Here is a 24,447-nt window from a genome sequence, read left to right on the forward strand (position 1 = left end):
TAACGGGGCCGGCCGGCGCGGATTGCGGCGGCGATGGCCGCGACGCTCACTCCAATGGTTCGGACAGTTCGGCGCCTTCCGTTTCGTCCTCCTCCGGCGCCGGCGCGCGCTTCGCGTTGTGGATCGGCCGCGGCGACCAGGGACGGTCCTCGTTGACGCCCCGCGACGTCGTCCAGGCGACATTCCCGTCCTTCTCCAGCCGCAGCGAGACGGCGCCGGTCTCCGCGAGCTTGCGCCGATCGATGACGATCGGCGCGGCGCAGCCGTCCGGCGCGCGCAGCGGCGTGACGAGGATCGAAGCGCGCGCGCAATCTTCGAAAAGGGCCGCGCGGCTCGTGACGAGCGCGACGACGCGGCCGTCGGCTGCGCGGCCGACGCAGCCTGCGTCGTCGCATGAGACGCCGCCTTTGGCGTCCGCCGCCGCGCGGGCGTCGGCGTCGGCGCGCAGCCATTGTTCGGTCGCGAAGGCGCTCGGCTTCTTGCCGAGCAGCGTGAGTTCTCCGGAAGGCAGGCGCAGCGCGGCGGCGTCTCCCGTAGCCGGCACGGCGATGTCGAAGCCCGCGCCCTTCGTCGCGCCCATGAGGCCGATCAGCGCGAGCGGCAGCGCCGTCGCGCGCAGCGTCCAGGTCCGCCACAACGCCATGGAGAGCACGGCGAGGGCGAGAAACAGGATGGCCCAGGGCGCGAAGGCGCGCACGTGAAGGCTTGCGCCAGGCGCGGCGGCGATCAGCCCCGCGAGCCAGGTCACGAGATGGATGCCCATCTCGAGATAACGCCAGATGAAGCCGTCGAGCCCGAAGGGATAGAGCGCCGCGCCGATCAGCGCGCAGGGCACGGCGAAGAATTCGATGACGGCGAGGGTGAGCGGATTGCCGATCAGCACATAGGGGCTGATTTCGTGAAAGTCGTTCGCCATGAAGGCGGCGGTGGCGGAGGTCGCGCACAGCGTCGCCGCCAATGCGGCGCCCGGGCCGTGCAGCATGCGCTCAACAAGCTCCTCGCGCCATTCGGACATGCGGCTGGAGAGGCCGGGGGCGGACGCTTGCGCGCGGCTCCCCGAGAGATAGTCGCCGCGCCATTCATAGACCGCGATGAGCGCCGCGACCGCCGCGAAGGAAAGCTGGAAGCTCGCGCCGAGAATCGCCTCCGGCTCGAAGGCGATGACGAAGAAGGCCGCGAGCGCGAGATTGCGCATTGAGAGCGATGGCCGGTCGAACAGCGCGGCGGCGAGCATGATGACCGTCATGACCAGCGCGCGCTCCGTGCCGACGCGCGAGCCCGTGCCGATGTCATAGAGGACGGCGCCGACGATCGCGAGCGCCGCCGCCCATTTCCTGATGGGGTAGTTCAGGGCGAGCGTCTCCGACGTCGCCAGAAGCCGCCGGAAGCCGACGAAGAAGATGCCGGCGACGAGCGTCATCTGCATGCCGGAAATGGTGACGATGTGGAAAATGCCGGCGCGGCGGATGAGGTCTCTCGCGCTTTCGGAAAGATAATCGCGCTTGCCGGTCACCATGGCGGCGGCGATCGCGCCGGCGTCGCCGCCAATGGTTTTGTAGACGCGCGACGCGAGGGCGTTCCGCACGCGGTCGACGGCGGCGAAAAAACGCAGCGACAAAGGCGGCGGGTCCGGCGGGGGCATCGTTTCGACGCGCCCGAGCGCGTTGCCGACGCCGCCGAGCCTTGCAAAATAGGCGTCGCGCGCAAAATCATAGCCGCCAGGCAGCGCCGCGCGCGCCGGCGGCGTCAGCCGCGCCTTCAGGGCGATGAAATCCCCCGCCGCGAAGCCCGGCTCGCCGCGAGTCGTAAGCCGCACGCGCGCCGGCATGGCGCCGCCAGGCAGGCCTTCCGCGCTCGCCACCCGCAGGATGAAACGCGCGCCCGCGGGACGCAGATCGATCTCCTCGACGAAGCCGGTCAGCTCGGCGATCGCGATGCGCGGCACGATGGGCGCGGCGACGCGCGCCGCGCGCCAGGCGCCGGCGGCGAAGCCCGCGGCGACGAAAGCGAGCGCGAGAAACAGCGCGTGGGCGCGCGCATTGCGTCTCGTTGCGAAGGCGAGCAGGGCGGCCAGGGCGAGCGCGCCGAAGCAAAGCGGCAGGGGCGGCTCGCGCTCCGCCGCGAAATAAAGGACGACCCCGCCGCCGGCCGCGACCGCGCGCCAAAGAAAGGGCCGGCGAAGTTCGGTTTCCCGCGCATATGCGTCGCGCAGAGAGGCCGAGAGCCTCCGCAAGCGCGGCGCGAGCGATAAAGCGAGCGCGCCGCCCCCGCCTTCGTCATGCTCGGCCACGCGCGTCGCGTCGCTCACCTCAAAGCCTCAAGGAAATGACCTCGGCAAAGATTAATGCGGAAGAAGGGCGCGCGCCACCGCTACGGTCGAGCCTCGAAGAATGTGAGGCGGGCGAGGGGCTTAAGCCCGCGCGCGGCTCTTGCGCTTCTTGCCGCCGCGCGGACCGTCGCCCGCGCCATGATCGGGCGAGAGCGTCCCGCGCGCGTCCTGCGAGTCGTCTATCCGCGCGTAGCGCACGCCAAGGAAGAAAAGAATCTGCGCGTCGCCCGCCGGCGGCCCGCTTTTTTCGCGGGCGCTTTTCCCGCGCATTCGGAAGGCGACGACCTCCCCCATTTTCGACCTCTCCGCACCGCTGCGGCCAAAAGTGAATCGACCGTTACCGGGATTAGGGGCCGGCGAGGGTTAATGTTCCGTCAACGTCCCGATGCTAAATTACAAGCCATGATCGCGTAAGCATTTGAGTGAGTGGCGGGTCAATGCAATCAGAGAAGAGTCCGCGGCGAATCGTCGACGCCTCGCTTCTGCGGGCCATTGTCGACCAGTTCGTCGAAAGACCCACGCATCCGATCGGCGACGTCCGGCAGTTCGAGCAATTGGCGCTCGGACTCATCGACATCGTCGACGCCGATTCCGTCGCGCGCGTCGCCCGGCCTCTCTGTTTTCATGCGGAAACGCCGCGGTCGATTTTTGCGCGGCTTCTGGAGAAGGGCGGCGCCTGCGCGGAGCTGGCCTTGGAGTTCTCGCCCGAAACGCCGCGCGACGGCCTGCTCGCGACGGCGCAGCTCGGAGCGCCGGCGCTGGCCTGCGCGCTCGCCAGACGCAAGGATCTCGATCGTGAGATGGTGGATGCGCTGGCCCAGCGCGGCGAGCCGGAAGTGCTGCGCGCGCTCGCGGCCAATTGGTCCGCGCATCTCGATCAGGCGGCGCGCCGCGCCTTGATGCAGGCGGCGCGGGACGACAGGACGCTCGCGCGCATCCTGCTCGACCGCGACGACCGCGCGATCGATCCCGAGGCGCTTTTCCTCGCGGCGACGCGGCTGGAGCGCACCGGGATCATTCTCAACGCCTGCCGGCGCGCGCTGTCGTCCGGGCTTCCGGAGATACAACGCGCCGAAACGGCCTTCGTGCGGCGCCTCGAAGGCGCGGCCGCGCGCCGCGACCGCGACGCCATGGCGGGGCTGATCGCCGACGCGCTGGAATGCCGCAAGGAGCGCGCCCGCGCCATCGTCTCCGACGCGAGCGGCGAAGCGCTCGCCCTGGCGCTGGCGGCGCTCGGCGTCGATCCCGACGCAGCCGTCCGCATTTTCCTTTGCGCCGATCCCGCGATTTCCCACGATACGGACCGCGTGCGCGCGCTCGTCGCCTTGACGCGCTCGACGCCGCAGCGCGCGGCCATGCAGATCGTCGCGGCGGTCGCCGGCGCCATGCGCGGCGATCGGGACGCGCAGCGCCGCCTCCTGCGCGAGGACGCGCTTGCGGGCGGCCCCGGCTGGCGCCGCGCGGCGACGCGGGCGCCGTCCGAGCCGATCCGTAAGCTCGATCAGTCGGCGTGACCTTCAGGAGTTGCGAAGGTCGCCGCCGACAGGCCGAAGGCCCGATTCGGAATCCAGCGGAACGCTCGATTCCCGGCGAGGCTCGCGCATCGGAAATGACGGAAGGGTCAGGCCGCGAGATCCACGAAGACGCGGCCGTCGCGATCCTCGATCTCGACGATCCACATGTCCGGGTCGAACATGATCTCGCGCTTGAGGCGGGCCTCCGCCTCGGCGGGGTCGACCCAGTCGCCCGCATGGACCTTGGAAAACAGCCGATCGACGCCCTCGGGCGTCTCCTCGCTTTGCGGGGCGGGACCGTAAAGGGCGGCGCGGCCGTCGAGGCGGTCGAGCTTGATAAAAAGAGCGCCCGCTTCGGCGGCGCCGCGGCGCCGCAACATGGCGACGGCCCCCTGCGCTTCTGCCCGGCGAATGAGCGCGGCCGCGAAAATATCGGATCGGAGACGCATCACGCTAACTTAGGGCGAAACGCGTCTCGGGTCTAAGCCTGTCTTTACGGATGCGGCGCCGCAGCGCGCGCGGCCAGGAGCCGGGCGATCCTGGGCGTGAGCTCGCCCTTCACCGGCAGGCCGTGGTCGCGCTCGAACTTCTCGATCGCCTGGCGCGTGCCGGCGCTCACGACGCCATCGGGCTTCACCACATAGCCGAGCCGCTGAAGCGCGCGCTGCGCCGCGACGACGCCCTCGGCCGGCGCCTGGGCTTTCGGCGCCTGAGTCTGAGCCTGTGGCGGCTGGGCCGGGGCGCGCGGTTGTGACGGCGCCTTGGCTTTTGCGGGCGTCTCGCCGCCGAGCATGACCGCGATCGGATCGCGCGCGGCGACCTCGCGCTTCTTCTCCGGCCTCGCGGCCGGGGCGGCGGCTTCGGGCTTGGCGAGCATCGCCTTCAAGGCGGCGGCGTCGCTCCTGGAGGGCTTGGCGGCGGGCGCGATTTCCGTCCTGAGCGCCTCGGGTTTCGCGGCATCCGTCCTGGCGGCGTCGACCCCGGGGCGGGCGGTCTCCATCTGGGCCTTGCGCGCCGTCGGGGCGGGCGCGCCCGCATCGGCGGGCTCCGACTTCTGCGGCGCCGGCGCGCGGGCGGTGAAGAGCGGGGCGGGGTGGCGGCCGTCCTGCAGGAAGAGGGCGTTCATCGGCACGCCGACAAAGGCGAGCCCGCCAATGCCGAGCAGCAGGAGCATGCCCATGCGCCGGGGCGCGAAAACGCGCGCCAGAACGGAGGGCTTCTTCTTCGGCGCGCGCGGCGGCGTCGGAGCGGGCTGGGCGCCGAGGCCCGACCCGCGGCGGCGCGACGCGGCGCGTTCTTCCGGAAAGTCCTCGAACCTCGAGGCGCTGAGCGAGGCGTCACGCAATTTTCTTCACCGTCTCTTTGGGGTGGCCGATGTCCGCGCCGATGGCGGCGCCGAGGCGCGGAATAGTTTCGATCTTCGCGGAGACGCCCGTCCCGAGCGCCGGTTCGCGGCAATCGAGCGGCAGGCGCACCGTCACCGACGTGCCTTTCTTCGGCATGCTCTCGACCGTGATCGCGCCGCCATGCAGGCCGACGAGGCCGCGCACGACGGAGAGCCCGAGACCCGTGCCCTCATAGGCGCGGTCGTGAGAGGCGCTGGCCTGGAAGAAGGGATCGCCCAGGCGCGACAGGTCGCCCGCCGCAATGCCGATGCCGGTGTCCGCCACCGTCACCGCGATCAGATTTCCCTCCGGCGCGACGACGACGCGGACCTTTCCGCCCGCCGGCGTGAATTTCACGGCGTTGGACAGGAGGTTGAGCAAGATCTGCTTGCAGGCGCGCTTATCGGCGACAAGCTCCGCCATGTCGCTGCGATAGTCGCGCAGCAAATTCACGCCGCCCTGATCAGCCTTGAGCTGCACCATGTCGCAGCACTGGTCGATCAGGAAAGGCAGCGAGAAGGGTTCCGGGAAGATCTGCATCGAGCCGGACTCGATCTTCGACATGTCGAGGATCGTATTGACGACCTCGAGCAGATGGTGGCCAGAGTCGCTGATGATCTGGGCGTATTCGCGCTGCTTCGCCGGGTCGCGCGGCGCGAACTCCTCATTGGCGAGCATTTCCGAGAAGCCGATGATCGCGTTGAGCGGCGTGCGCAGCTCATGGCTGACATTGGCGAGGAAGCGCGTCTTGCTGGCGGTGGCGCGCTCGCTCTCGGCGCGCGCCGCGGCGATGGCGTCGTCGGCGCGCTTCTCGGCGGTGACGTCGCGCAGAATGCAGACGACGGGACGAAAGGCCTCGACCGGCTGGCCGTTCAGCTCGTCAATGACGGGCTGGGCGAGGCACATGCGCGCGTCGAAAAAATTGAAGATGGGCTCGACATATTTGCCGGAAGCCGACGGCGCGAGGCTGACCTGCACGCGCAGCACGGTCGTAAGCGGCGCGTCCTGCTCGAAGGCGTCGGAGACGAGCTTGAGAAAGGCCGGGCGGTCCGCGATGTGAACGCGCTGGAAAAAGCCGCGGCCGATGAGGTCGCGACGGTCGAGCCCATAGACTTTGTGCGTGTCGCCGATAATGGTCGCGACGGCGCCGCTGCGGTCGAGATGCAGCACGATGTCGCCGATGGCGTCGGTCAAGAGACGCAGGTCGCGGGCATTGGCCGAATCGACTTTCGTGCGCGTGTTCTCGGCCCGGATGGCGCAGACGGCGAGGAAGGCGATATAGAGAAGGAGCGGCGCCGTCAGAATGGAGAGTGCGGCGGAACGCTCGAAGGCGGCGAGATGCGGGCCCGGCATGTCGACGCCGGCGGTCAGGGCGATGAGATCGATCGTCGCCGCCTCAATGACGAAGATCATCACGATTTCGGGCGTGAGGGCGGCCTCGACGAGCGCGATCGTGAGAAGCGTGATCGAGATCGTCTCATAGCCGTCGGTCAGGCCATGCAGCGCGACGGCCATTGCGAGCCAGCCGAAGATCGACACGCTTTGCGCGACGCGCAGCTTGCCGGTGCGCGCGAGGATCGCGACGGAAATCAGCGGCGCCTGCGCCAAAGCGAAAATCAGGAGCTCCGTCCCCGTGGGCGCGCCATGGAGGAAGAGCCAGATCGGCGCTCCGATCAGCATGCAGGCCGCCACGACAAGCCGCGGGAGGATGAAGCAGCGATGCCGCGCCGACTCGAGGGGACGCTCCAGCGCGCTTTCATGGACGAGATGGTCCATCCACGACGCCGGACGGTCGAAAGAGGCCGAGTTACTCAAAACATACGCTCCTGATTGCATCCAGCCTCGCAGACCTATCTTAAGTGACTGCTAAGCGTGCGGCCGGCGCTGATATTTTCGGCCGCGGCCGGCCGCGATGGTTTGTGTTTGGTTTCGCGAGGACGCCGAAACCGCCGGGCGTCCGTTTACTTTCGCGCAACCCAAGCGCGCGAAAAGCGGGGAAAGAAACGGAGCCGCCCGTGGTTTTTCTCCTCAAATGCCTGGCCTGCATCGCGCTCGTCATCATCGCTCTCGAATGGCGGGCGCCAGGAGGCTCCGCCCCGTCGCAGACGGCCTCCGAGGCGCGCGGGCGCGCTGCGGCGCCCAAGCCGCCGCGCCGGCCGCCATTCGAGGAAAGCGCGCGGGAGCTCGCGCAAGCCGGCGCGGACGCGCTGGTCGCCGCGGCGCGCGACCGCTGCCTCGCGGCGCCGCGCGACTGCGCCGCCGCCTTTCAGCGTCTGCCGGGGCAGGGGCGATAGATCGCGCCGGGATCGGGCGGAGCCGCCAAGCGCGCTTTGAAGCGCCCGGGCCACTTGTCCGAAGGCTCGAAAATCGCGTAGGTTCATCAGGCCGCCGCGTAGCCTCGTCGCGGGCGCGGCTCAGTTTCGTCGCCAGGAGCGACGCCCCGCATCTCCACGGCTAAGCCGTGTCAGAAAAAGACATTTTTTGCGTAATCGAAAAATTAACCGTATTGATGGATTCGGTTGTCGAGCGTTTTCGAGGCCGAAGCGCTGCTGACGCATATCCGCGCCATTCTGCGCGCCCGCATCGAATCGAAAGCTTCAAGGAGGCGGTATGTCCGACGAAACCGTTTCGCAACCCGAAGACAGCGTTTCCCGCGCCGAATACGAGAATCTCCAGGAACAGCTCAAAGCCGTCAAAGCTGACCGCGACCAGCAGAGCTTCGAGAAGTCCCAGATCGTCGCCAAGGCGAACGACTATGCGAAGGAGCGCGACGAGCTCAAGGAGGAGCTCGCCTCCGTTCTGTCCGAGCGCGACAAGGTGATTGGCGACATTGTCGCGGATCATGACAAGGTCGTGGCCGACGTCTCTTCCCAGCGCGACGAGCTCGCTCGCGAGAAGAGCGCGCTCGAGACGGCTTTGCGCGATGCGAACCGCCTGACGGAGGACGCGACCCGCCACGCCGACGAGGCGGAGGCCGAAGTCGCCCGATTGCAGGCCCTTGTCGACGCCGCCCCCAAGACCGATCCGGTCGAAGTCCTCTGGCAATTGATCTCGGAGAAGACCAAGGCCGCCGTCGCCTGGGTGCGCGCCAAGATTCCGGCCGATAGCCCGATCCTCCCTTATTTCGACAAGACGGTGGAGACGGCGACCAAGGTCGGCTGCATGGCCGTGAAGGCGGCGAGGGAGTTCATCGCCTGGGCGACGCCGAAGGTGATCGCGCTCTCGAAACAGGGCATCGCCAAGGTCGAGGAACTGCTGGCCAAGAAATGAGGCCCGGGGAAGCCGGACTTTTTCGAGAAACGCCGGGCGCGGTCGATGAACCGCGCCCTTTCTTTTGGGGCCTCACCCTGCTATCCCCCCGCCATGAGCGCCCCCCGCAAATTCGACAACATCCGCAATTTCTCCATTGTCGCGCATATCGACCACGGCAAGTCGACGCTCGCCGACCGGCTGATCCAGGAAACCGGGACTCTCGCGGCGCGCGAGATGGTCGAGCAGGTGCTCGACTCCATGGACATTGAGCGCGAGCGCGGCATCACCATCAAGGCCCAGACCGTGCGCCTGCATTACCGGGCGAAGGACGGCAAGGATTACATCCTGAACCTGATGGACACGCCCGGCCATGTCGATTTCGCCTATGAGGTCTCGCGCTCGCTCAAGGCCTGCGAGGGGTCGCTGCTCGTCGTCGACGCCTCCCAGGGCGTCGAGGCGCAGACGCTGGCCAATGTCTATCAGGCGATCGACGCGGGGCACGAGATCGTGCCCGTGCTCAACAAGATCGACCTGCCGGCGGCCGAGCCCGACCGCATCAAGGAGCAGATCGAGGAGGTGATCGGCCTCGACGCCTCGGACGCCGTGCTCATTTCCGCCAAGACGGGCCTCGGCGTTCCCGACGTGCTGGAGGCGATCGTCGCCCGCCTGCCGCCGCCCCAGGGCGACGAGAAGGCGCCGCTCAAGGCGCTGCTGGTCGACAGTTGGTACGACGCCTATCTCGGCGTCGTCGTGCTGGTGCGCATTTTCGACGGCACGCTGAAGAAGGGCCAGAAAATCCAGATGATGGGCGCGGGCGCCCATTACGAGGTCGACAAGATCGGCGTCTTCCGCCCGAAGATGCAGGACGTGGCTTCGCTCGGTCCGGGCGAGGTCGGCTTCATCACCGCGCAGATCAAGCAGGTGGCGGACACGCGCGTCGGCGACACGATCACCGACGAGCGCAAGCCCTGCGACGAGGCGCTGCCGGGCTTCAAGCCGGCTCAGCCCGTCGTGTTCTGCGGCCTCTTCCCCGTCGACGCCGCCGATTTCGAGGATCTGCGCGCCGCGATCGGCAAGCTGCGTCTGAACGACGCCAGCTTTTCTTATGAGATGGAAACTTCGGCGGCGCTGGGCTTCGGCTTCCGCTGCGGCTTTCTTGGCCTCCTGCATCTCGAGATCATTCAGGAGCGCCTGTCGCGCGAGTTCAATCTCGACCTGATCGCCACGGCGCCGTCGGTCGTCTACAAGATTTTGCTCACCAATGGCGACGAGATCGAGCTGCACAATCCCGCCGACATGCCGGACGTGGTGAAGATCGAGGAGATCAAGGAGCCCTGGATTCGCGCGACGATCCTGACGCCCGACGACTATCTCGGCTCGGTCTTGAAGCTCTGTCAGGACCGGCGCGGCGTGCAGGTCGATCTGAACTATGTCGGCAAGCGCGCCATGGCGGTCTATGACCTGCCGCTCAACGAGGTGGTGTTCGATTTCTATGATCGCCTGAAATCGATCTCGAAGGGCTATGCGTCATTCGACTATCAGCTCACCGACTATCGCGCCGGCGATCTCGTGAAGATGAGCATTCTCGTCAATAGCGAGCCAGTGGACGCGCTCTCCATGCTCGTGCACCGCACGCGCGCGGAAGGCCGCGGCCGGCAGATGTGCGAGAAGCTCAAGGAGCTGATCCCGCCGCATATGTTCCAGGTGCCGATCCAGGCCGCGTTAGGGGGCAAGATCATCGCCCGCGAAACCGTGCGCGCCTTCCGCAAGGACGTGACCGCCAAATGCTATGGCGGCGACGCGACCCGCAAGCGCAAGCTGCTCGAGAAGCAGAAGGAAGGCAAGAAGAAGATGCGCCAGTTCGGGCGCGTGGAGATTCCGCAGGAGGCGTTCATCGCGGCGTTGAAGATGGAGGAGTAGCGCCTTCGTGCTCGACCGCTCCTCTCCCGCTCGCGGGGAGAGGTTGGGTGAGGGGCCGGGGGATTAGCCGGAGCCTTGGAAGATGCGCGGTCTACGCTTTGTTGAAACTCGTCGCGCGCGAGAACTCCGGCGTAACGCAACATCCGCCGAGAAAATAATTTGGAACCGGTTGAAGAATAGAGGTCTCGTCGGCTTCAAATTCGTGCGTCAGACGCCGATTGGCCCTTTTATTGTGGATTTCGCCTGTAGGGACGAAAGCTGGTCGTGGAGCTCGATGGCGAGACTCATTCGAGTGAGGATGAGATTGCAGCCGATGCCCGGCGCACGGCGTTTTTGAACGAGCAGGGCTACCAAGTCGTGCGTTTCACGAACCAACAAGTTTATGAAAATGCGGACGCCGTCGCGGATACTATTCTCGTCGCGCTCGGCGAAGATGCGGGCTAATCACCCAGGCCCCTCACCCAGACTCTCCCCGCAAGCGGGGAGAGGGGCGCTACCCCCGCGCCATCGCGATCATCGCCGCCCCCGCCAGCATCACCGCCGCGCCTAAGAGCCGCCCGCCCGTTTCCTCCTTCAGGACATGCCGGCTCGCGAGCACGGTGAAGAGCGCCGAGAGGCGCTTGATGGCGATGACATAGGGCGTGAACAGGACGGTCAGCGCCCACATCTGCGCCGTGTTGCCGAAGGACATGGCCGAGCCCGCGAGCAGCGCGTGGCGCAGCGAAGACGGCCGTATGGCCTTGCGCGGGCCGAGCGCCCAATAGGCGACCGAGCACAGCGCAATGACATTGGTCAGCGCGGCGATCCAGATGAGCGGCGTCGAGGCTTTCACGCCGAGCTTGTCGAGATTGGCGGTGACGCTCCAGATCGCCGCCGTCGCGATCATGTAGCGCGCGCCGACATCCTTTGCGAAGACCGTGAAATTGAAGCGCTTGCCGCTTGCCTGATCGGCGTCGAGCAGGCCGACGCCGACGACCGTGAGCAGCACGCCGAGCATTCCCAAGGGCGGCGCCTGCTCGCCGGTCATGATCGGCGAGGTGACGAGCATCAGCACCGGCGTCAGCAGCACGAGGGGCGCGACGAGCGAGGCGTCGGAGAGGCGCAGGCCGCGAATATAAAAGAAAAAGGCGATGACGTTGAGCGCGCCGGACCAGGCGAGACAGGTCCAGAAACCGGGCCGCGTCGAGCGTGGCGACGGGCGCGGTGAGAAAACCGGGATAGACGATGCAGCCGGCGATGGCGAGCAGCGCCGCCGAGCTGGCCCATTGCGCGGCGAGAATGGCGCGGTCGTCCGCCATACGCGTCGCCGCCTTCGTGCCAATGTCGGTGACGGATTGGCAGAGCGCAGTGAAAAGCGCGGCGAGCAGGGCGAGAAAGGCGAGGTCCATGGCGCCGCTATAGCGCAATTTTCCTCGTTAATCAGCGTGCGGGAGCCCTTCGCCCCTCACCCCAACCCTCTCCCCGCAAGCGGGGCGAGGGCGTATCAGGCGTCACCCTATCCCCGCAAAGCGGGGCAGGGTGAGGGGCGGGGCAATGGCGCGGCTCTGGATTGCTTCCCTTCGCTCGCAATGACGGCTTCAGGCTTTGACGGCCCGCACCAGCGTATCGACGCCCTCCCGATAATCGACCGACACCGTAAAACCCAGCGCCTTCAGCTTCTCCATCGAGGGCGTGAAATACATCACATGGTCGGGCGACTCGTCGCTGTAGAAATGCACGACCCAGTCCTCGAGCAGATCGAGGCGATCGATCTCGCGGAAGAGCTTGAACCAGCGGCGCACCGTCTCCTGCGTGTCGAGAAGATGCGCGGCGCGGTCGTCCATGGCGTAGCGGTCGCCATTGACGAAGAGCCCGCCGGGCTTCAGCGTGCGATGAATTTCGGCGAGCGCGAGCGAGCGGTACTCGTCGAGGAAATTATGAATCGCGTAATTGGAGGCGACGACGTCGACGCTGTCGCTCGGCAGCGCCTTCAGCGCTTCGAGCGCGTCGGCTTGCTTGAGCTCGACGCGGCCGGCCTTCACATAATCGGCGAGATTCTCGCGCGCCTGGTCGAGCATGGCTGGCGCGGCGTCGATCGCCGTCAAAGTGAGATTGTCGCGGCCAGCAAGCAGCGGGAGCGTGCCGACGCCCGTGCCGCAGCCGATCTCGAAACCGTTCAGCGCCGCACCCGGCGCCCATTCGGCGACCGTCTCGCCGACGCGCCGGGCGAGCAGCGCGTGATTGGGGCACATGAGCCGCAGGAACTCATATTCCGCGCCGATCCTGCCGGTGAAGAGATTGTCTTGCAGCGTTTCCTGGCGAGCGGACATGAGCGTTTCCCGTCTTGGTCGCGGCGGAGATTAGGAGGATCGCGGCGTGGAGGCAATCAACCCCGGCGCCGCCGGCCGTAAAGCCGCGCGCTCCAATTCTCGACCTTGCCGCTTTCCAGGCGGCGGCGCGCGAGATCGCGCCAGCTCTCGGCGAGAGGGGGAAGAGCGGCCATGGCGGCAAGTCCATCGCGGTCGCCCGTGTCGTGATAGAGCAGGGACGAAAGGCGCGAAAGCGGCCAGTCGCGGCAGGGGCGTTCGACGAGGTCGAGCGTGTCGCCTTCTTGCGCCAGGCCTTCCTCCAGCACGCGGTAATACCAGCCGGCGCGTCCGCTCTTCTGCACGCGCGGCGCCATGTCGCCCAGGCTGAAGCGGAGATTGAGCCTGAAGCAGGGCTGCCGGCCCTGGCTCACCTGCAGCAGCGCGCCGCCGAAACGGATGACGTCGCCCACGCAGACATTCTCCTCGGTCCAGCCGCAAGTCGAAAGATTCTCGCCGAAGGCCCCGGGCGCATCGAGAACGGCCAAAGCGCCGATCTCCTCGCGCCACGCCGCGTAATGATCGAAGGCGTAGTGATGCAGCGCCTTCTCGGGCCCGCCATGATAACGGGAATCGGCCTGCGCGTCGCCGTCGAGCCCCGCTTTGCGGATGCGCCACGGCGCGGGAGTGGGCCGCTTGTCGATCGCGCTTACATGGCCGGCGCCATCGAGCGGCGCGACGGCGCCGGCGAGAACGAGCGGACGGACGGGAGAAAGCGTCACGGCGTCTCGGCCAGCAGCGTGCCGATAATGGCGCCGATCATCATGTCGTCTTCCTGCCCGAAGCCGTGATGGCGGATTGTTCCGTCGCGGCCGACGAGAATGCATGTCGGCGTGCCGCGCATCTCATAGCGGCGCATCGTGACGGGGACGGGCGAGTCGTCGGACGCCTGATCGACGCCGATCGGGAAGGTCAGGCGATATTCGTGAATGAACGCTTCGAGCGAGACCGGCGTCATCGCCGCATGATGTTCGAAGACCGTGTGCAGGCCGATGACGGCGAGATCGGTGTCGCGAAAGAGCGAATGGGCGCGCTGCGCCTGCGGCGCGCCATGGGCGACGCAGCCGGGGCAGAGCATCTGGAAGGCGTGCAGCATCACGACGCGGCCGCGCAGGCTCTCGAGCGTGATCGGCGCCGGCGCGTTGAACCAGCGCGAGACCGAAAGTTCGGGCGCGAGCGGCGAGCTCATGCGGCGTCTTTCCCTCTTTTTGCTTTGCCGGATAAATGCGCCCGCGCGACGCCTTGACAAGAACCACCGGCCGAAATCGCGCTTTACCACGGCGCGGATTTCGAAAAAGCTGGGGCAAAGGGCGTTTAGGAGGGGATCATGGTTAAATTCGTCGGCGTTGTCCTGTTTTTTCTTGGCCTCGCCGCTCCGGCGCGCGCGGAGGCGATCTGCATCCCGCAGGCTTCCGGCGTCGCGGGCGTCATCGCCGATCAGGCCGACGTCATTGCGGCGGTGAACTGCCTGGGCCAGCAATTGGCGCGGCTGCGCAGCGACGCCACGGTCTCCGACCGCAACGAGGCGGCGCGCATCGACGAGCTCGCCCGCCAGATCGCCATGCTGCAAAACGCCGTCGTCTCCCTCTCGCAGCGCGTCGCGGCCATCGAGGCGAATCTTAGAAATATCGAGCAGCCGCTGGCCAAGCAGCCATGGTAGAATACGCCCACAAGCCGCCATCTTCCTGCTCGATTCTGGCGCGAGTCGCCGCTCCTCGACGAGGATTTAAGAAGATGCGGTTTTTCGGATTTCTCGCGGTCCTAGCCCTCGGCGCCATGCTCGGCGCCTGCGAGACGACCACTCCCGCGCAGCAGCGCGCGGCGGACGAGGCGCGCTGTAGATCCTACGGCTTCAAGCGCGCGACCGACGCTTTCTCCAAATGCCTGCTGGACGTCGATCTCGATCGCGCCGCGGACCGTCGCGAGCGCCGGCAGGAGCTTCTTTATTACCCGGGTCCGCGCTTCTACGGCGCGCCTTATTGGCGCTATTGGTGATCGACGCTGGTTCCGTTTGATCCGTTCGCCGCGCGGCCGTCATTGCGAGGAGGCCTTGCCGACGAAGCAATCCAGCGCCGCAATAACCGCTCCTGGATTGCTTCGCCTTCGGCTCGCAATGACAATGCGAGGAAGCAATCAGGCGGAAGCCATATGATTTCAAATTACAGAGCGCGCCTTGCGAAAAACCGGCTTCCAGTCTTTCTCCGCCTGCTCTAGCCGCTGCTGCGAATATGCTCGCGCACGACCGGATAGATATGGTTGTCCCAGCGCTTTCCGTTGAAGACGCCGTAATGGCCAACTCCGGCCTGCATATGGTGCGATTTCATGTAGGGGCGCAGCCCGCCGCACAGATCCTGCGCCGCGAGGGTCTGGCCGACGGCGCAAATATCGTCCTTCTCGCCCTCCACCGTGAGAAGGAACGTCTTCTTGATGGCGCGAGGTTCGACCTTTCGTCCTTTGAAGGTCAGATTGCCTTCGGGAAGGGCAAATTTCTGGAAAACCGTCTCGATCGTGTGAAGATAGAAATCCGCGTCGAGATCCATGATGGCGAAATATTCCTCATAGAACGTCCGGATCTGGTCGGCCTTGGCGTCGTCGCCCTTGACGCGGCGCTCGAAGAGATCGGCGAAGGCCTTTCTGTGGCGCTCCATGTTCATGGACATGAAGGCGGCGAGCTGCACGAAGCCCGGATAGACGCGGCGCCCGGCCCCCGGCAGGCCGCGGGGCACGGCGCTGATCATTTTCTCGCGAAACCATTCGATGGGCTTCGACGTCGCGAACTGATTCACCTTCGTCGGCGAGACGCGCGTGTCGATCGGCCCGGCCATCAGCGTCAGGCTCGCCGGCTGGTCGGGATCATGGTCCTGCGCCATCAGCGCCACGGCCGCGAGCGCCGGGACGGCGGGCTGGCAGACGGCCATGAGATGCGACGGCGGCCCGATGAATTTGAGGAAGTCGATAATGTGCCGGACGAAGTCCTCGAAGCCGAAGGTTCCCCGATCCAGCGGGATGTCGCGCGGGTTTCGCCAGTCGGTGACATAGACCTCGTGATCGCGCAGCAAAGTGCGGATCGTGCCGCGCAGGAGCGTCGCGAAATGTCCCGACATGGGCGCGACGAGCAGCACGCGCGGCTCGCCGCCCGCGCCCGCGCGGGAGAAGCGCAGAAGCGTGCAGAACGGCGTCGAGAGGACGGGAGCTTCCGTTACGGGGACCGTATCGCCCGCCTCGGTCGTGATCTCATGGATCCCGTAATCCGGGCGCCGATGCGTGAACCCCGCCAGTGCGACGACCTCGTGATAAGCCTGAAAGCAGCGCAGGGGCGAGGCGAATTGCATCGAGCCCAAAAGGCTCAGAATGCGTTCGTTGCCCGCCGCCGCCAAACGAAGCGGATCGGTGAGATCGGCATAGGTCTGATAGGCGTCATACATGCGCTGGAGCGGGACCCTTGGTTTCGCCAGCCGCCCTCGGAGCAAGCGCTGTGCCATGCGCCCAAGAAAATGGCGCCTGACTTGCGAAATGGCACATGACTTGCTGAAGCGCAATCGGCTCAACGGGGACGAAATATGCCGGTCGCGTCGCTAACCATCAGCAGCAAGAACTACTCTTCCTGGTCGCTTCGCGGCTGGCTGATGATGAAGCTCTCGGGCGTGCCTTTCGAGGAGATCGTCGTCGATCCCGACGACGCTTCGGCGCGGGAGGAGATTTTGCTGCTCTCGCCCTCGATTCTGGTGCCCTGCCTCACCTATGACGGTTTCCGGATTTGGGACACGTTGGCGATCGGCGAGTTTCTGAACGAGATCGCGCCGGAGGCGAAGCTGACGCCCGCCGACCGGATGAGCCGCGCGCGCTGCCGCTCGATTTGCGGCGAGCTGCATTCGGGCTTCAATTCCTTGCGCTCCGCGTTGCCGATGAACCTCAAGGCGCGCTTCCCGAATTTCAAGGTCTGGTCGAAGGCGCAGGGCGACATCGCCCGGGTGACGCAGATCTGGCGCGAATGCCTTGAAACCAGCGGCGGCCCCTGGCTCTTCGGCGACATCTCCATCGCCGACGCCATGTATGCGCCGGTCGCCACGCGCTTCCGCACTTACGACGTCGCGCTGGACGACGTCTCGCAGGCCTATTGCGACCGCATCTTCGAATGGCCCATCATGCGGGAATGGATCGAGGCGGCGAAGCTCGAAAAGGAGGAGATCGAGGAATTGGAGGTGGAGTTCTAATCTCCCCTCCTTCTTTGTGGGCTAAAGGGCCGTCATGGCCGGACTCGTTCCGGCCATCCACGCCGCGCAACTTCGCAAATGCGCGACGGCTAGACCCGTCAACGCCATTTCACCCAGCCTTCGGATCGCGGTTCGGTCACATCAAAGCGAGCGTCTGCGCTACGGGGAGCGTTGAAACGGAATGGTTCTTCTTTCCGTTCTTGCGCACCGTCCCGGCGTGGATGGCCGGGACGAGCCCGGCCATGACGGCCTTCTGGAGACGTGTGCATAGCGCGCGGGGAATCGATCGTGCGGTCACCCCCACCAGAAGATGGTGGCGATGACGATATAGAGGCCGATCAGCGCTGCGCCGTCCACCATGTCGGCCTGTCCGTCGACTGTCACCACGGTGACCACCATGACGGAGAGGAACAAGGCGGCGGCGAGAATCGGCGGGATGACGAGGGTGAAGGCCGCGCCGCCCATGCCGAAGCTGACGAGAATCAGGATCGGCACCACCACCACGGCGACCTGAAGCGCGCTGGTCAGCACGACGCTCACCGCGAGGTCCGACTTGCCCGCGGCGGCGAGACGGATGCCGACGACATTCTCAATGGCGTTGCCGGCGATGGCCACGATGACGAGGCCGGCGAAAGTCTGGCTGACGCCGGCCGCGTCGATGGCCGGCTCCAGCGCCTCGACGAACCAGTCCGACACCAGGACGGCTCCAGCCGCGCAGGCCAGGAGAACGGCGATCGCGGTCCAAAGCGGCCAGGCGTGGGCGCGCGCATGGGCTTCGGCGGGCACGGCGCGCTGGCCCTGGCCGAGCATCGCCTTGGTGAGGATCGCGAAGACCGCGAGCAGCACGACGGCGCAAACGACGGCGAGGTCCTGCTCATGCGAGGCGGCGGGGAGATGCAGCTCGTTGGCGAGCGTCGGCAGCACCAGCGCCGAGACGGCGAGGAGTAGCAGCGAGGCGATCATGCGCGGGGTCTGGCTCTCGAAATGCAGCACGCCGTAGCGCCAGCCGCCGATGACGAAAGCGAGGCCGAGCACCAGCAGGACATTGGCGAGGATCGAGCCGATGAGCGACGCCTGCACCACGGTGACGAGGCCGGCCTGCAGCGAGAAGATGCAGACGAAGAGCTCGGGCAGGCTCCCGACGGCGGACTGGACGAGGCCGGTCGCGGAGGGGCTGAGATGGTTGCCCACCTGGTCGGTCGCCTCGCCGATCACATGCGCCACGCCGGCCAGCGCCAGGGCGCAGGCGAGAAAGCTCGGGATCGGCCCCACATGCATGAAATGCGATGCGCCGGCGACGCCCACCAGCGCCGCCGAGGCCCCCATGACGATCATTTCTTTACGGTCAATCGCCGCCACGACGCCGATCCTTTCCAAGAATGGAGATCCCGCCGCCATGGTGAAGGCGGCGCGCGCCCCGATCAAGTTCGGCTGACGCTGGGGCGCCAATATGCGAGAATGTGCCTGACGTTTGATGAACGGGCGTCGCTTTCGCCGCGTTTTGGCGATGGAATTCGCGGAATGGAGGGCCAGGACATGGCAAAACGGCTTTTCGGGCTCGTATTCGCGGCCGCCGCGCTTCTCTCGGCCGCGCCCGCAAAGGCCGGCCCCGCGCCTTTCGCCTGCCGCCTGCGGGAAACCGTGGCCTTTCTGCCGGAGGTTCCGACCTATAGCGGCTATCGATGGATCGAGTGCCGGCTTGTCGGCATGCCGGCCGCCGAGATCGAAAGCGTCTCCGTCAATAACGGGAATTGCGCCACCTTCGACTATTGGTACGCCGGCCGCGTTTTCGTCGCGGGAGAAGCGATCAATATTCCCTACGCCTGCATGAGTCCCGTAAGCGTGGCGATCGCGGCGAACGGAATCATCGCGAAGACGCCGCTGAGATAGCTCCGGGAGGCATGCGAGGAACCAATGCGCCATCTGCTTGTGATCGTCGGACTGATCGGCCTCGCCGGCTGCAACAGCGCGCAAAGCGCGAAGCAGGCCGCGGAGCAGGAATACGCCGTCACCTCCTATGAGCAGTCTCTCAAGGCCTATCAGTTATGCGCCGCCCAGAATCAGGACGATCTCCAGAGATGCGGCGCGTTGGCGCGCGTGATCGAGGCCGACAAGAAGCGCTACGATAAGGAAGCGCCGGGCTCTTGACGCTTGGAGCTTCGGATTCGGAGCCTCAGATGCGGGCGCCTGGGAAAGACGCGCTGCTGATCGCGCTCTACGTCTTCGCCGGCCTGCTGCTCGCCTGGCTGACGCTGTCGGAGTTCGGCCACGACAAGTTTGAGGACTGCATGAGCCTTCGCGCTTTTTCGAAAGAACAGTGCGAGGAATATGCGCGAGAGTGACGCGCCTGTTTTCCCGAAGATGAATCGGAGTTTTCAACGGCGCTGTTCAAGCCGTCGAAGTATTTTCGCTACAATTCCGTGCTGAATTCGCCGCCTCGGCCCTTCGCCGTGGCCGGAACCGTTTTCCTGGATGGCTTTATCCTATTGAGAGACCGAATGTATGGGAAGCAAAGCCGATCAGCTTTGGGTCGCCAATTGGGCGGTCAATCCGGAGGGTCGTCCCATTCACGCCGATCCGCATTGGCGCCAATTCGCCGGCCAGACCAGCGAGGAGGCGCGGAAGGCTTGGCTCGACGCCATTCATCCCGACGATCGTTCGTCAGTTGAGGCCGTTTGGACGCAGACCTTTCAGAGCCGCCAACCCTATCGCCTCGAATGTCGCCTGCGCCGCTTCGACGGCGTCTATCGCCGGATGCTCGCCGTCGCCGCGCCGCATGTCGAGGAAAATGGCCATTTCCACGGCTATATCGGCTCGTTGGTGGACATTGAGGAGCGCCGGGCGACGCAACAGGCGCTGCGCGACAGCGAAGAGCGGTTTTGGGCGCTCGTCCGATGCTCGGCGCAAGCGGTCTGGGAAGCCGACGCGGAAGGCCTGCCGGCCAAGGATCATCCGGCCTGGGGCGAATTTGCCGGGCATGCGAATGGAGAAGGCCAGGGGTTCGCCTGGCTGGATGCGATCCATCCCGACGATCGGGACGAAGCCGAAAAAAATGGCGGGAGGCCGTCGCGTCCCGCATGGTTTATCAAGCGGAGTTTCGCTTGAAGAAGGGCGACGCCTGGCGATGGACCAGCGCCCATGGAACGCCCCTTTTCGACGATGAAGGCTCGATCCGCAAATGGGTCGTCGTCAACATCGATATCGACGCCCGCAAAATGGCGCAGGAGGCGCTGCGCGAGATCGAGCGGCGCATGCCCGCCGCGCGCGAGCGCGCCGAAGACGCGCCGGGCGAAAGCGAGGCCGAGCCGCCCGAGGCCGCCCGCCGGAAGGAGGAGTTCATTGCGATGCTCGCCCATGAGCTGCGCAATCCGCTGGCGCCGATCCATAACGGCGTGCATCTTCTCAAGGCCGCCGCCCAGAAGCGCGGGGACAGCTCGGACCGCCCCCTCCTGGGCATAATGGAGCGCCAGGTCGGCCGTCTCATGCGGCTTGTCGACGATCTTCTCGAATCGGCGCGCCTCGCGGGGGGCGAGATGGGGCGGCCCAACGAGCCGACGAATTTCGGGACCGCGTTGCGCCGCGCACTGGAGACGAGCCGGCCCTTCATCGAAGCCTCGCACATTTGCGGCGATCCGACGCCGCTCCCGCAGGCCTTCGCAAATCTGCTCAATGACGCCGCGAAATACACGCCCTCCGGCAGCCGTTTCGGAATAGAGGTCGAGCGTCGGGACGGGGAAGCGGTCGTGACGGTTCGCGACAATGGGCGCGTCGTCGCGCCGGAAGGGCTGCCGCCTCTCTTCGAGCTTCTCGCCCTGATCGGCCGCGCCGCGCGCGAAGACGCGCCCAGCGCCAGCCTCGCGCTGGTCCGCGATCTTGTCGAGACGCAGGGCGGCGCGGTCGAGGCGAGGACCGCCGGCCTCGGCGAGGGCGGCGAATGCGTCCTGCGCCTGCCGCTTCTCACGGACGCCGCCTCCGCGCCTCGCGGGCTCCTTGCGCCGGCGGCGCCCATGGCGCGCAAGCGCGCGCTGGTGATCGACGACGACCGCGACGTCGCGGATACGCTCGCCCTCCTGCTCGAAAGTCTCGGGGCCACCGTCCGCGTCGCCTATTGCGGCGGCGCGGGCGCCGAGGAGGCGAGGCGATTTCTTCCCGACATCGTCTTTCTGGATCTCGGCATGCCCGGCCAGGACGGCTTCCAGACGGCGAGCATGATCCGCAGCGCCGAGAAAGGACGGAAGCTCACGCTCGTCGCGCTCACCGGCTGGGGGCAGGAGGAGGACCGCAAGCGAACCCGCCAGGCGGGCTTCGACGCGCATCTCACCAAGCCGGCCTCAATCGAGGCGCTGCGGGCGCTCTTGGGCGGCTGAGGCGCCGGCTGAGCGTCTCTTGAGCGCGCCGCTCCGGAAGATACCCTAACCGGACGCGCGCCAGACTCCACTGCGGGCGTGGGAGCTACCCTTATGAGCGCAGCGAAGACCGCCTTTATCCTGGCCGGCGGCGGCAGCCTCGGCTGCATCCAGATCGGCATGCTCAGAGCGCTGCTGGCTGCGGGCGTCTTTCCGGATTTCGTGGTCGGTTCGTCGGTCGGCGCCCTGAACGCCTGCTACTTCGCCGCTTATCCGGACAGCGACGGCGTCGAGTCGCTTGCAAAAATATGGGCGTCGGTCCGGCGCAGCGATGTCTTTCCCATCAGCCTGGCGACGGCGCTGGCCGTCATCAAGCGGCGCGACTCCCTGATCGATCCTTCCCCGCTCCGGCGGCTCATAGGAAAGGCTTTGCCCTATCGGCTACTGGAGGACGCCAGGCTGCCCGTGCATCTCGTGGCGACGGACATGCAGGGGGTCGCTGTCACCTTGTCGCGGGGCGACGCAGTTGAAGCCATTATGGCGAGCGCGGCGGTGCCGGGCGTTTTCCCGACTGTCGATGTCGACGGCGCGCCGCTCATGGACGGCGCCGTCGCCGCCAACACCCCGCTCAGCGTCGCCGTAGCGCTCGGCGCGACCAGGGCCGTCATCCTGCCGACCGGCTATGCTTGCGATCTGCAAGGCCCTCCCGCGGGCGCGGTCGCGCGCGCCCTCCACGCTGTCACGCTGCTGATCGCCTGGCAGTTGAGCCGCGATATCGAGCGTCTGCCCGACAATATCGAAATGCATATGGCGCCGGCGCTCTGCCCGCTGGACGTGTCGCCTTACGATTTTTCGCAATCGGAGCGGCTTATGACCCGCGCGACTCTTTCAACTCGGAAATGGATCGAAGCGGGCGGGCTCTCGAAACGCGCATCGTCGATTCAGCTCGCGCCGCACCATCATCATCATCGGAGATAGGCCTTCGAAAAAGGCCGCGCTCCTGGTTTCACAAAGGGGGATTCGTCGCGGAAAGTCTTGCGCCTGTCACATATATCTTTAATTCTAGAATAATGGATAATATAGAAGCCATCGCCGCCCTGGCCGCGCTCGCGCAGACGACCCGGCTGGACGTCTTCCGTCTCCTGGTGCGGCGCGAGCCGGAAGGCGCGCCGGCCGGCGAGCTGGCGCGCCTCATGGCTGTGCCGCAAAACACCATGTCGGCGCATCTGAGCGTTCTGGCTCGCGCCGGTCTGGTGAACGGCGAGAGGCGCAGCCGCTCGATCGTCTATCGCGCCAATCTTCCTCGTCTGCGCGAGGTCACGCTGTTCCTTCTGAAAGACTGTTGCGGCGGGCGTCCCGATGTTTGCGCGCCGCTCGTCGCCGATCTCACCCCTTGCTGCGCAAAGGCGAAAGTCGATGACTGACCGGGTCTACAATGTTCTCTTCCTCTGCACCGGGAACACGGCGCGTTCGATCATGGCGGAAAGCATCCTGCGGAAGGACGGCGCCGGCCGATTCAACGCCTTCTCGGCGGGAAGCCATCCCAAAGGCGCGATCAACGCTTTCGCCATCAAGACCCTTGAGGCCTATGACTATCCGACGGACGGCTTTCGCTCCAAGAACTGGGAGGAGTTCGCCGCTCCCGGCGCGCCCGCGATGGATTTCGTCTTCACCGTCTGCGACAACGCGGCCGGCGAGGCCTGCCCAATCTGGCCGGGTCAACCGATGACGGCGCATTGGGGGATCGAGGACCCGGCGGCGGTTGAGGGCCCCGATTTGGAGAAGCAGCGCGCCTTCAATCTTGCCTTCCGTTACTTGAAGACCCGCATTTCGCTGCTGCTGGCGACGCCGATCACCCGGCTGGATAGGCTGGCGTTGAGCAACCGGCTTCGCGAAATCGGCGAGTCGGAAGGCGCGAGCCACGGCCACAAAACGGAGGCGTGACGGCGGTCGCGATCAACCACGACCCCGCCTGCGGCGCGTCGCGCAACGCGCCTGATCATTCGAGAAAGAATAGCCGCCATGAGTGAAGCGACCGCCGTCCAAAGCGCTCCCGAAATCAACAAAGCCCCTGCCATGGGCCTTTTCGAGCGGTTTCTGACGCTCTGGGTGGCGCTGTGCATCGTCGCCGGCATTGTCTTCGGTCAAGCCATGCCTACGGTCTTCCACGCGATCGGCGTGGCGACGATCGCCGAGGTCAATCTGCCGGTCGCCGTGCTGGTCTGGCTCATGATCATCCCCATGCTGCTGAAGATCGACCTCGGCGCCCTCGGCCAGGTCAAGGAGCATTGGCGCGGGATCGCCGTGACGGTCGGCGTCAACTGGTTGGTGAAGCCCTTCTCCATGGCGCTGCTCGGCTGGATTTTCATCTCGCACCTGTTCAGGCCGTTCCTGCCGGCGGACCAGATTGACGGCTATATCGCCGGCTTGATCCTGCTGGCGGCGGCTCCCTGCACGGCGATGGTCTTCGTCTGGTCGAATCTCGTGGACGGCGAACCGCACTTCACGCTGTCGCAGGTGGCGCTCAACGACAGCATCATGGTCATCGCCTTCGCGCCGATCGTCGCGCTGTTGCTCGGCCTCTCCTCCATCACCGCGCCATGGAACACGCTGCTATTGTCGGTCGCGCTCTACATCGTCGTGCCGGTGATCGTCGCGCAACTCTGGCGGCGGGCGTTGCTGGCGCAAGGCGGGCCGGACGCGTTGACCAAGACGCTCGCAAGGCTCGGCCCGCTGTCGCTTTCCGCGCTGCTGCTGACGCTCGTTATCCTGTTCGGCCTGCAAGGCGAGCAGATCATCCGCCAGCCGCTGGTCATTGGCCTTCTGGCCGCGCCGATCCTCATCCAGGTCTACTTCAACGCCGGCTTCGCCTATCTGCTGAACCGCGCTCTCGGCGTCGAATGGCGCGTCGCCGGACCTTCGGCGCTGATCGGCGCGAGCAATTTCTTCGAGCTGGCGGTGGCGACGGCGATTGCGCTCTTTGGCTTCCAGTCCGGCGCGGCGCTGGCGACGGTCGTCGGCGTGCTCGTCGAAGTGCCGGTCATGCTTTCCGTCGTCCATCTCGTCCGCCGCTCGCGGGGCTGGTATGAGAGCGCAAAAGCGGCGTGAGGCATGGCGGAGAAAGAGTCCTATTTCGACGCGA

27 protein-coding genes and 1 pseudogene are annotated in these 24,447 nt (G+C 66.2%); 17 read left to right on the forward strand and 11 right to left on the reverse strand.

From position 1 onward, the window contains the following. Positions 1 to 46: 46 nt before the first annotated feature. Together ACV7JP_RS13850 and ACV7JP_RS13855 are read right to left on the reverse strand one after the other, a co-directional pair. Positions 47 to 2,308 carry a ComEC/Rec2 family competence protein gene (locus ACV7JP_RS13850; RefSeq protein ID WP_457796254.1) on the reverse strand — a complete coding sequence of 754 codons (2,262 nt, stop codon included), beginning with the start codon at positions 2,306 to 2,308 and terminating at the stop codon, positions 47 to 49. A gap of 102 nt (positions 2,309 to 2,410) precedes the next feature. Continuing rightward, a complete protein-coding gene (locus ACV7JP_RS13855) occupies positions 2,411 to 2,623 on the reverse strand; it encodes a hypothetical protein (protein ID WP_457796255.1) in 213 nt (70 codons plus the stop codon). Positions 2,624 to 2,766: 143 nt separating this feature from the next. Here ACV7JP_RS13855 and ACV7JP_RS13860 point away from each other — a divergent pair, with 143 nt between their 5' ends. Then, on the forward strand, positions 2,767 to 3,843 hold the full coding sequence (locus ACV7JP_RS13860) for a DUF2336 domain-containing protein (RefSeq protein WP_457796256.1): 1,077 nt from the start codon (positions 2,767 to 2,769) through the stop codon (positions 3,841 to 3,843). Positions 3,844 to 3,950: 107 nt separating this feature from the next. Here the strand turns inward: ACV7JP_RS13860 and ACV7JP_RS13865 are convergent, their stop codons facing one another. The 3 genes from ACV7JP_RS13865 to ACV7JP_RS13875 are packed head-to-tail and all read right to left on the reverse strand — an operon-like array spanning position 3,951 to position 7,043. Next, on the reverse strand, positions 3,951 to 4,292 hold the full coding sequence (locus tag ACV7JP_RS13865) for a DUF1491 family protein (protein WP_457796257.1): 342 nt from the start codon (positions 4,290 to 4,292) through the stop codon (positions 3,951 to 3,953). Between the two features lie 44 nt (positions 4,293 to 4,336). Then, positions 4,337 to 5,188 carry a peptidoglycan-binding protein gene (locus ACV7JP_RS13870; protein WP_457796258.1) on the reverse strand — a complete coding sequence of 284 codons (852 nt, stop codon included), beginning with the start codon at positions 5,186 to 5,188 and terminating at the stop codon, positions 4,337 to 4,339. Then, positions 5,181 to 7,043: an ATP-binding protein gene (locus tag ACV7JP_RS13875; protein ID WP_457796259.1), complete on the reverse strand. Its 1,863-nt coding sequence runs from the start codon at positions 7,041 to 7,043 to the stop codon at positions 5,181 to 5,183. Before ACV7JP_RS13875 ends, ACV7JP_RS13870 begins: the two co-directional genes overlap by 8 nt. 200 nt (positions 7,044 to 7,243) lie before the next feature. On the opposite strand from ACV7JP_RS13875, the gene ACV7JP_RS13880 reads away from it, so the two are divergent. From ACV7JP_RS13880 to ACV7JP_RS13895, 4 genes and pseudogenes are all read left to right on the forward strand, one after another. Then, the gene (locus ACV7JP_RS13880) at positions 7,244 to 7,522 is read left to right on the forward strand and encodes a hypothetical protein (RefSeq protein WP_457796260.1); all 279 of its coding nucleotides are present in this window, start codon (positions 7,244 to 7,246) and stop codon (positions 7,520 to 7,522) included. A gap of 316 nt (positions 7,523 to 7,838) precedes the next feature. Continuing rightward, positions 7,839 to 8,498, forward strand: coding sequence for a hypothetical protein (locus ACV7JP_RS13885; protein WP_457796261.1), 660 nt, complete (start codon positions 7,839 to 7,841; stop codon positions 8,496 to 8,498). A gap of 93 nt (positions 8,499 to 8,591) precedes the next feature. Continuing rightward, a complete protein-coding gene (lepA, locus tag ACV7JP_RS13890) occupies positions 8,592 to 10,400 on the forward strand; it encodes a translation elongation factor 4 (RefSeq protein WP_457796262.1) in 1,809 nt (602 codons plus the stop codon). An 82-nt stretch (positions 10,401 to 10,482) separates the two neighbouring features. After that, positions 10,483 to 10,844, forward strand: a pseudogene (locus ACV7JP_RS13895) (endonuclease domain-containing protein). A 49-nt stretch (positions 10,845 to 10,893) separates the two neighbouring features. On the opposite strand, the gene ACV7JP_RS13900 reads toward ACV7JP_RS13895, so the two are convergent. From ACV7JP_RS13900 to ACV7JP_RS13915, 4 genes are all read right to left on the reverse strand, one after another. Then, positions 10,894 to 11,721: an EamA family transporter gene (locus ACV7JP_RS13900; RefSeq protein WP_457796263.1), complete on the reverse strand. Its 828-nt coding sequence runs from the start codon at positions 11,719 to 11,721 to the stop codon at positions 10,894 to 10,896. A 256-nt stretch (positions 11,722 to 11,977) separates the two neighbouring features. Beyond that, positions 11,978 to 12,709 (reverse strand): class I SAM-dependent methyltransferase, encoded by a 732-nt coding sequence (locus ACV7JP_RS13905; RefSeq protein ID WP_457796264.1) that lies wholly within the window; start codon positions 12,707 to 12,709, stop codon positions 11,978 to 11,980. 56 nt (positions 12,710 to 12,765) lie between these two features. Then, positions 12,766 to 13,467, reverse strand: coding sequence for an MOSC domain-containing protein (locus tag ACV7JP_RS13910; RefSeq protein ID WP_457796265.1), 702 nt, complete (start codon positions 13,465 to 13,467; stop codon positions 12,766 to 12,768). After that, positions 13,464 to 13,934: a peroxiredoxin family protein gene (locus tag ACV7JP_RS13915; RefSeq protein ID WP_457796266.1), complete on the reverse strand. Its 471-nt coding sequence runs from the start codon at positions 13,932 to 13,934 to the stop codon at positions 13,464 to 13,466. Before ACV7JP_RS13915 ends, ACV7JP_RS13910 begins: the two co-directional genes overlap by 4 nt. A 138-nt stretch (positions 13,935 to 14,072) precedes the next feature. On the opposite strand from ACV7JP_RS13915, the gene ACV7JP_RS13920 reads away from it, so the two are divergent. Both ACV7JP_RS13920 and ACV7JP_RS13925 read left to right on the forward strand, forming a co-directional pair. Continuing rightward, positions 14,073 to 14,405 carry a hypothetical protein gene (locus tag ACV7JP_RS13920; protein WP_457796267.1) on the forward strand — a complete coding sequence of 111 codons (333 nt, stop codon included), beginning with the start codon at positions 14,073 to 14,075 and terminating at the stop codon, positions 14,403 to 14,405. A gap of 74 nt (positions 14,406 to 14,479) precedes the next feature. Next, positions 14,480 to 14,740 carry a hypothetical protein gene (locus tag ACV7JP_RS13925; protein WP_457796268.1) on the forward strand — a complete coding sequence of 87 codons (261 nt, stop codon included), beginning with the start codon at positions 14,480 to 14,482 and terminating at the stop codon, positions 14,738 to 14,740. 215 nt (positions 14,741 to 14,955) lie between these two features. Here the strand turns inward: ACV7JP_RS13925 and ACV7JP_RS13930 are convergent, their stop codons facing one another. Then, complete coding sequence (locus ACV7JP_RS13930) at positions 14,956 to 16,170, reverse strand: polyhydroxyalkanoate depolymerase (protein ID WP_457796269.1); 1,215 nt, start codon at positions 16,168 to 16,170, stop codon at positions 14,956 to 14,958. 135 nt (positions 16,171 to 16,305) lie between these two features. Here ACV7JP_RS13930 and ACV7JP_RS13935 point away from each other — a divergent pair, with 135 nt between their 5' ends. Then, complete coding sequence (locus tag ACV7JP_RS13935; protein ID WP_457796270.1) at positions 16,306 to 16,959, forward strand: glutathione S-transferase family protein; 654 nt, start codon at positions 16,306 to 16,308, stop codon at positions 16,957 to 16,959. A 294-nt stretch (positions 16,960 to 17,253) separates the two neighbouring features. Here ACV7JP_RS13935 and ACV7JP_RS13940 read toward each other — a convergent pair whose 3' ends face one another. Beyond that, the gene (locus ACV7JP_RS13940; RefSeq protein ID WP_457796271.1) at positions 17,254 to 18,285 is read right to left on the reverse strand and encodes a sodium:proton exchanger; all 1,032 of its coding nucleotides are present in this window, start codon (positions 18,283 to 18,285) and stop codon (positions 17,254 to 17,256) included. A 210-nt stretch (positions 18,286 to 18,495) separates the two neighbouring features. On the opposite strand from ACV7JP_RS13940, the gene ACV7JP_RS13945 reads away from it, so the two are divergent. The 9 genes from ACV7JP_RS13945 to arsB all read left to right on the forward strand — a co-directional run bounded on the left by ACV7JP_RS13945 (position 18,496) and on the right by arsB (position 24,413). Then, on the forward strand, positions 18,496 to 18,849 hold the full coding sequence (locus ACV7JP_RS13945) for a hypothetical protein (protein WP_457796272.1): 354 nt from the start codon (positions 18,496 to 18,498) through the stop codon (positions 18,847 to 18,849). 24 nt (positions 18,850 to 18,873) lie between these two features. After that, a complete protein-coding gene (locus ACV7JP_RS13950; RefSeq protein WP_457796273.1) occupies positions 18,874 to 19,107 on the forward strand; it encodes a hypothetical protein in 234 nt (77 codons plus the stop codon). 29 nt (positions 19,108 to 19,136) lie between these two features. After that, positions 19,137 to 19,301: a hypothetical protein gene (locus ACV7JP_RS13955; RefSeq protein WP_457796274.1), complete on the forward strand. Its 165-nt coding sequence runs from the start codon at positions 19,137 to 19,139 to the stop codon at positions 19,299 to 19,301. Positions 19,302 to 19,461: 160 nt separating this feature from the next. Next, positions 19,462 to 20,064, forward strand: a complete 603-nt coding sequence (locus ACV7JP_RS13960; protein ID WP_457796275.1) for a PAS domain-containing protein — start codon at positions 19,462 to 19,464, stop codon at positions 20,062 to 20,064. Next, positions 20,061 to 21,326 (forward strand): response regulator, encoded by a 1,266-nt coding sequence (locus ACV7JP_RS13965; protein WP_457796276.1) that lies wholly within the window; start codon positions 20,061 to 20,063, stop codon positions 21,324 to 21,326. The genes ACV7JP_RS13960 and ACV7JP_RS13965 overlap by 4 nt, the downstream gene beginning before the upstream one ends. A gap of 93 nt (positions 21,327 to 21,419) precedes the next feature. Beyond that, a complete protein-coding gene (locus tag ACV7JP_RS13970; RefSeq protein WP_457796277.1) occupies positions 21,420 to 22,283 on the forward strand; it encodes a patatin-like phospholipase family protein in 864 nt (287 codons plus the stop codon). 92 nt (positions 22,284 to 22,375) lie between these two features. Continuing rightward, a complete protein-coding gene (locus ACV7JP_RS13975; protein ID WP_457796278.1) occupies positions 22,376 to 22,729 on the forward strand; it encodes an ArsR/SmtB family transcription factor in 354 nt (117 codons plus the stop codon). Continuing rightward, the gene (locus tag ACV7JP_RS13980) at positions 22,722 to 23,249 is read left to right on the forward strand and encodes an arsenate reductase ArsC (RefSeq protein ID WP_457796279.1); all 528 of its coding nucleotides are present in this window, start codon (positions 22,722 to 22,724) and stop codon (positions 23,247 to 23,249) included. The genes ACV7JP_RS13975 and ACV7JP_RS13980 overlap by 8 nt, the downstream gene beginning before the upstream one ends. Positions 23,250 to 23,381: 132 nt before the next feature. Next, positions 23,382 to 24,413, forward strand: coding sequence for an ACR3 family arsenite efflux transporter (gene arsB, locus ACV7JP_RS13985; protein WP_457799093.1), 1,032 nt, complete (start codon positions 23,382 to 23,384; stop codon positions 24,411 to 24,413). Positions 24,414 to 24,447 lie beyond the last annotated feature (34 nt).

This window comes from Methylocystis sp. S23, assembly GCF_054106005.1.

Excerpts from the sequence above, each read along its gene's own strand:
- ACV7JP_RS13930 (WP_457796269.1), bottom strand. The coding sequence starts at position 16,170 with ATGTATGACGCCTATCAGACCTATGCCGATCTCACCGATCCGCTTCGT.
- ACV7JP_RS13920 (WP_457796267.1), top strand. The coding sequence starts at position 14,073 with ATGGTTAAATTCGTCGGCGTTGTCCTGTTTTTTCTTGGCCTCGCCGCT.
- ACV7JP_RS13915 (WP_457796266.1), bottom strand. The coding sequence starts at position 13,934 with ATGAGCTCGCCGCTCGCGCCCGAACTTTCGGTCTCGCGCTGGTTCAAC.
- ACV7JP_RS13865 (WP_457796257.1), bottom strand. The coding sequence starts at position 4,292 with ATGCGTCTCCGATCCGATATTTTCGCGGCCGCGCTCATTCGCCGGGCA.
- ACV7JP_RS13955 (WP_457796274.1), top strand. The coding sequence starts at position 19,137 with ATGCGGGCGCCTGGGAAAGACGCGCTGCTGATCGCGCTCTACGTCTTC.
- ACV7JP_RS13935 (WP_457796270.1), top strand. The coding sequence starts at position 16,306 with ATGCCGGTCGCGTCGCTAACCATCAGCAGCAAGAACTACTCTTCCTGG.
- ACV7JP_RS13860 (WP_457796256.1), top strand. The coding sequence starts at position 2,767 with ATGCAATCAGAGAAGAGTCCGCGGCGAATCGTCGACGCCTCGCTTCTG.
- ACV7JP_RS13970 (WP_457796277.1), top strand. The coding sequence starts at position 21,420 with ATGAGCGCAGCGAAGACCGCCTTTATCCTGGCCGGCGGCGGCAGCCTC.
- ACV7JP_RS13885 (WP_457796261.1), top strand. The coding sequence starts at position 7,839 with ATGTCCGACGAAACCGTTTCGCAACCCGAAGACAGCGTTTCCCGCGCC.
- ACV7JP_RS13960 (WP_457796275.1), top strand. The coding sequence starts at position 19,462 with ATGGGAAGCAAAGCCGATCAGCTTTGGGTCGCCAATTGGGCGGTCAAT.
- ACV7JP_RS13950 (WP_457796273.1), top strand. The coding sequence starts at position 18,874 with ATGCGCCATCTGCTTGTGATCGTCGGACTGATCGGCCTCGCCGGCTGC.
- ACV7JP_RS13855 (WP_457796255.1), bottom strand. The coding sequence starts at position 2,623 with ATGGGGGAGGTCGTCGCCTTCCGAATGCGCGGGAAAAGCGCCCGCGAA.
- ACV7JP_RS13925 (WP_457796268.1), top strand. The coding sequence starts at position 14,480 with ATGCGGTTTTTCGGATTTCTCGCGGTCCTAGCCCTCGGCGCCATGCTC.
- ACV7JP_RS13980 (WP_457796279.1), top strand. The coding sequence starts at position 22,722 with ATGACTGACCGGGTCTACAATGTTCTCTTCCTCTGCACCGGGAACACG.
- ACV7JP_RS13945 (WP_457796272.1), top strand. The coding sequence starts at position 18,496 with ATGGCAAAACGGCTTTTCGGGCTCGTATTCGCGGCCGCCGCGCTTCTC.
- arsB (WP_457799093.1), top strand. The coding sequence starts at position 23,382 with ATGGGCCTTTTCGAGCGGTTTCTGACGCTCTGGGTGGCGCTGTGCATC.
- ACV7JP_RS13940 (WP_457796271.1), bottom strand. The coding sequence starts at position 18,285 with ATGGGGGCCTCGGCGGCGCTGGTGGGCGTCGCCGGCGCATCGCATTTC.
- ACV7JP_RS13975 (WP_457796278.1), top strand. The coding sequence starts at position 22,376 with ATGGATAATATAGAAGCCATCGCCGCCCTGGCCGCGCTCGCGCAGACG.
- lepA (WP_457796262.1), top strand. The coding sequence starts at position 8,592 with ATGAGCGCCCCCCGCAAATTCGACAACATCCGCAATTTCTCCATTGTC.
- ACV7JP_RS13905 (WP_457796264.1), bottom strand. The coding sequence starts at position 12,709 with ATGTCCGCTCGCCAGGAAACGCTGCAAGACAATCTCTTCACCGGCAGG.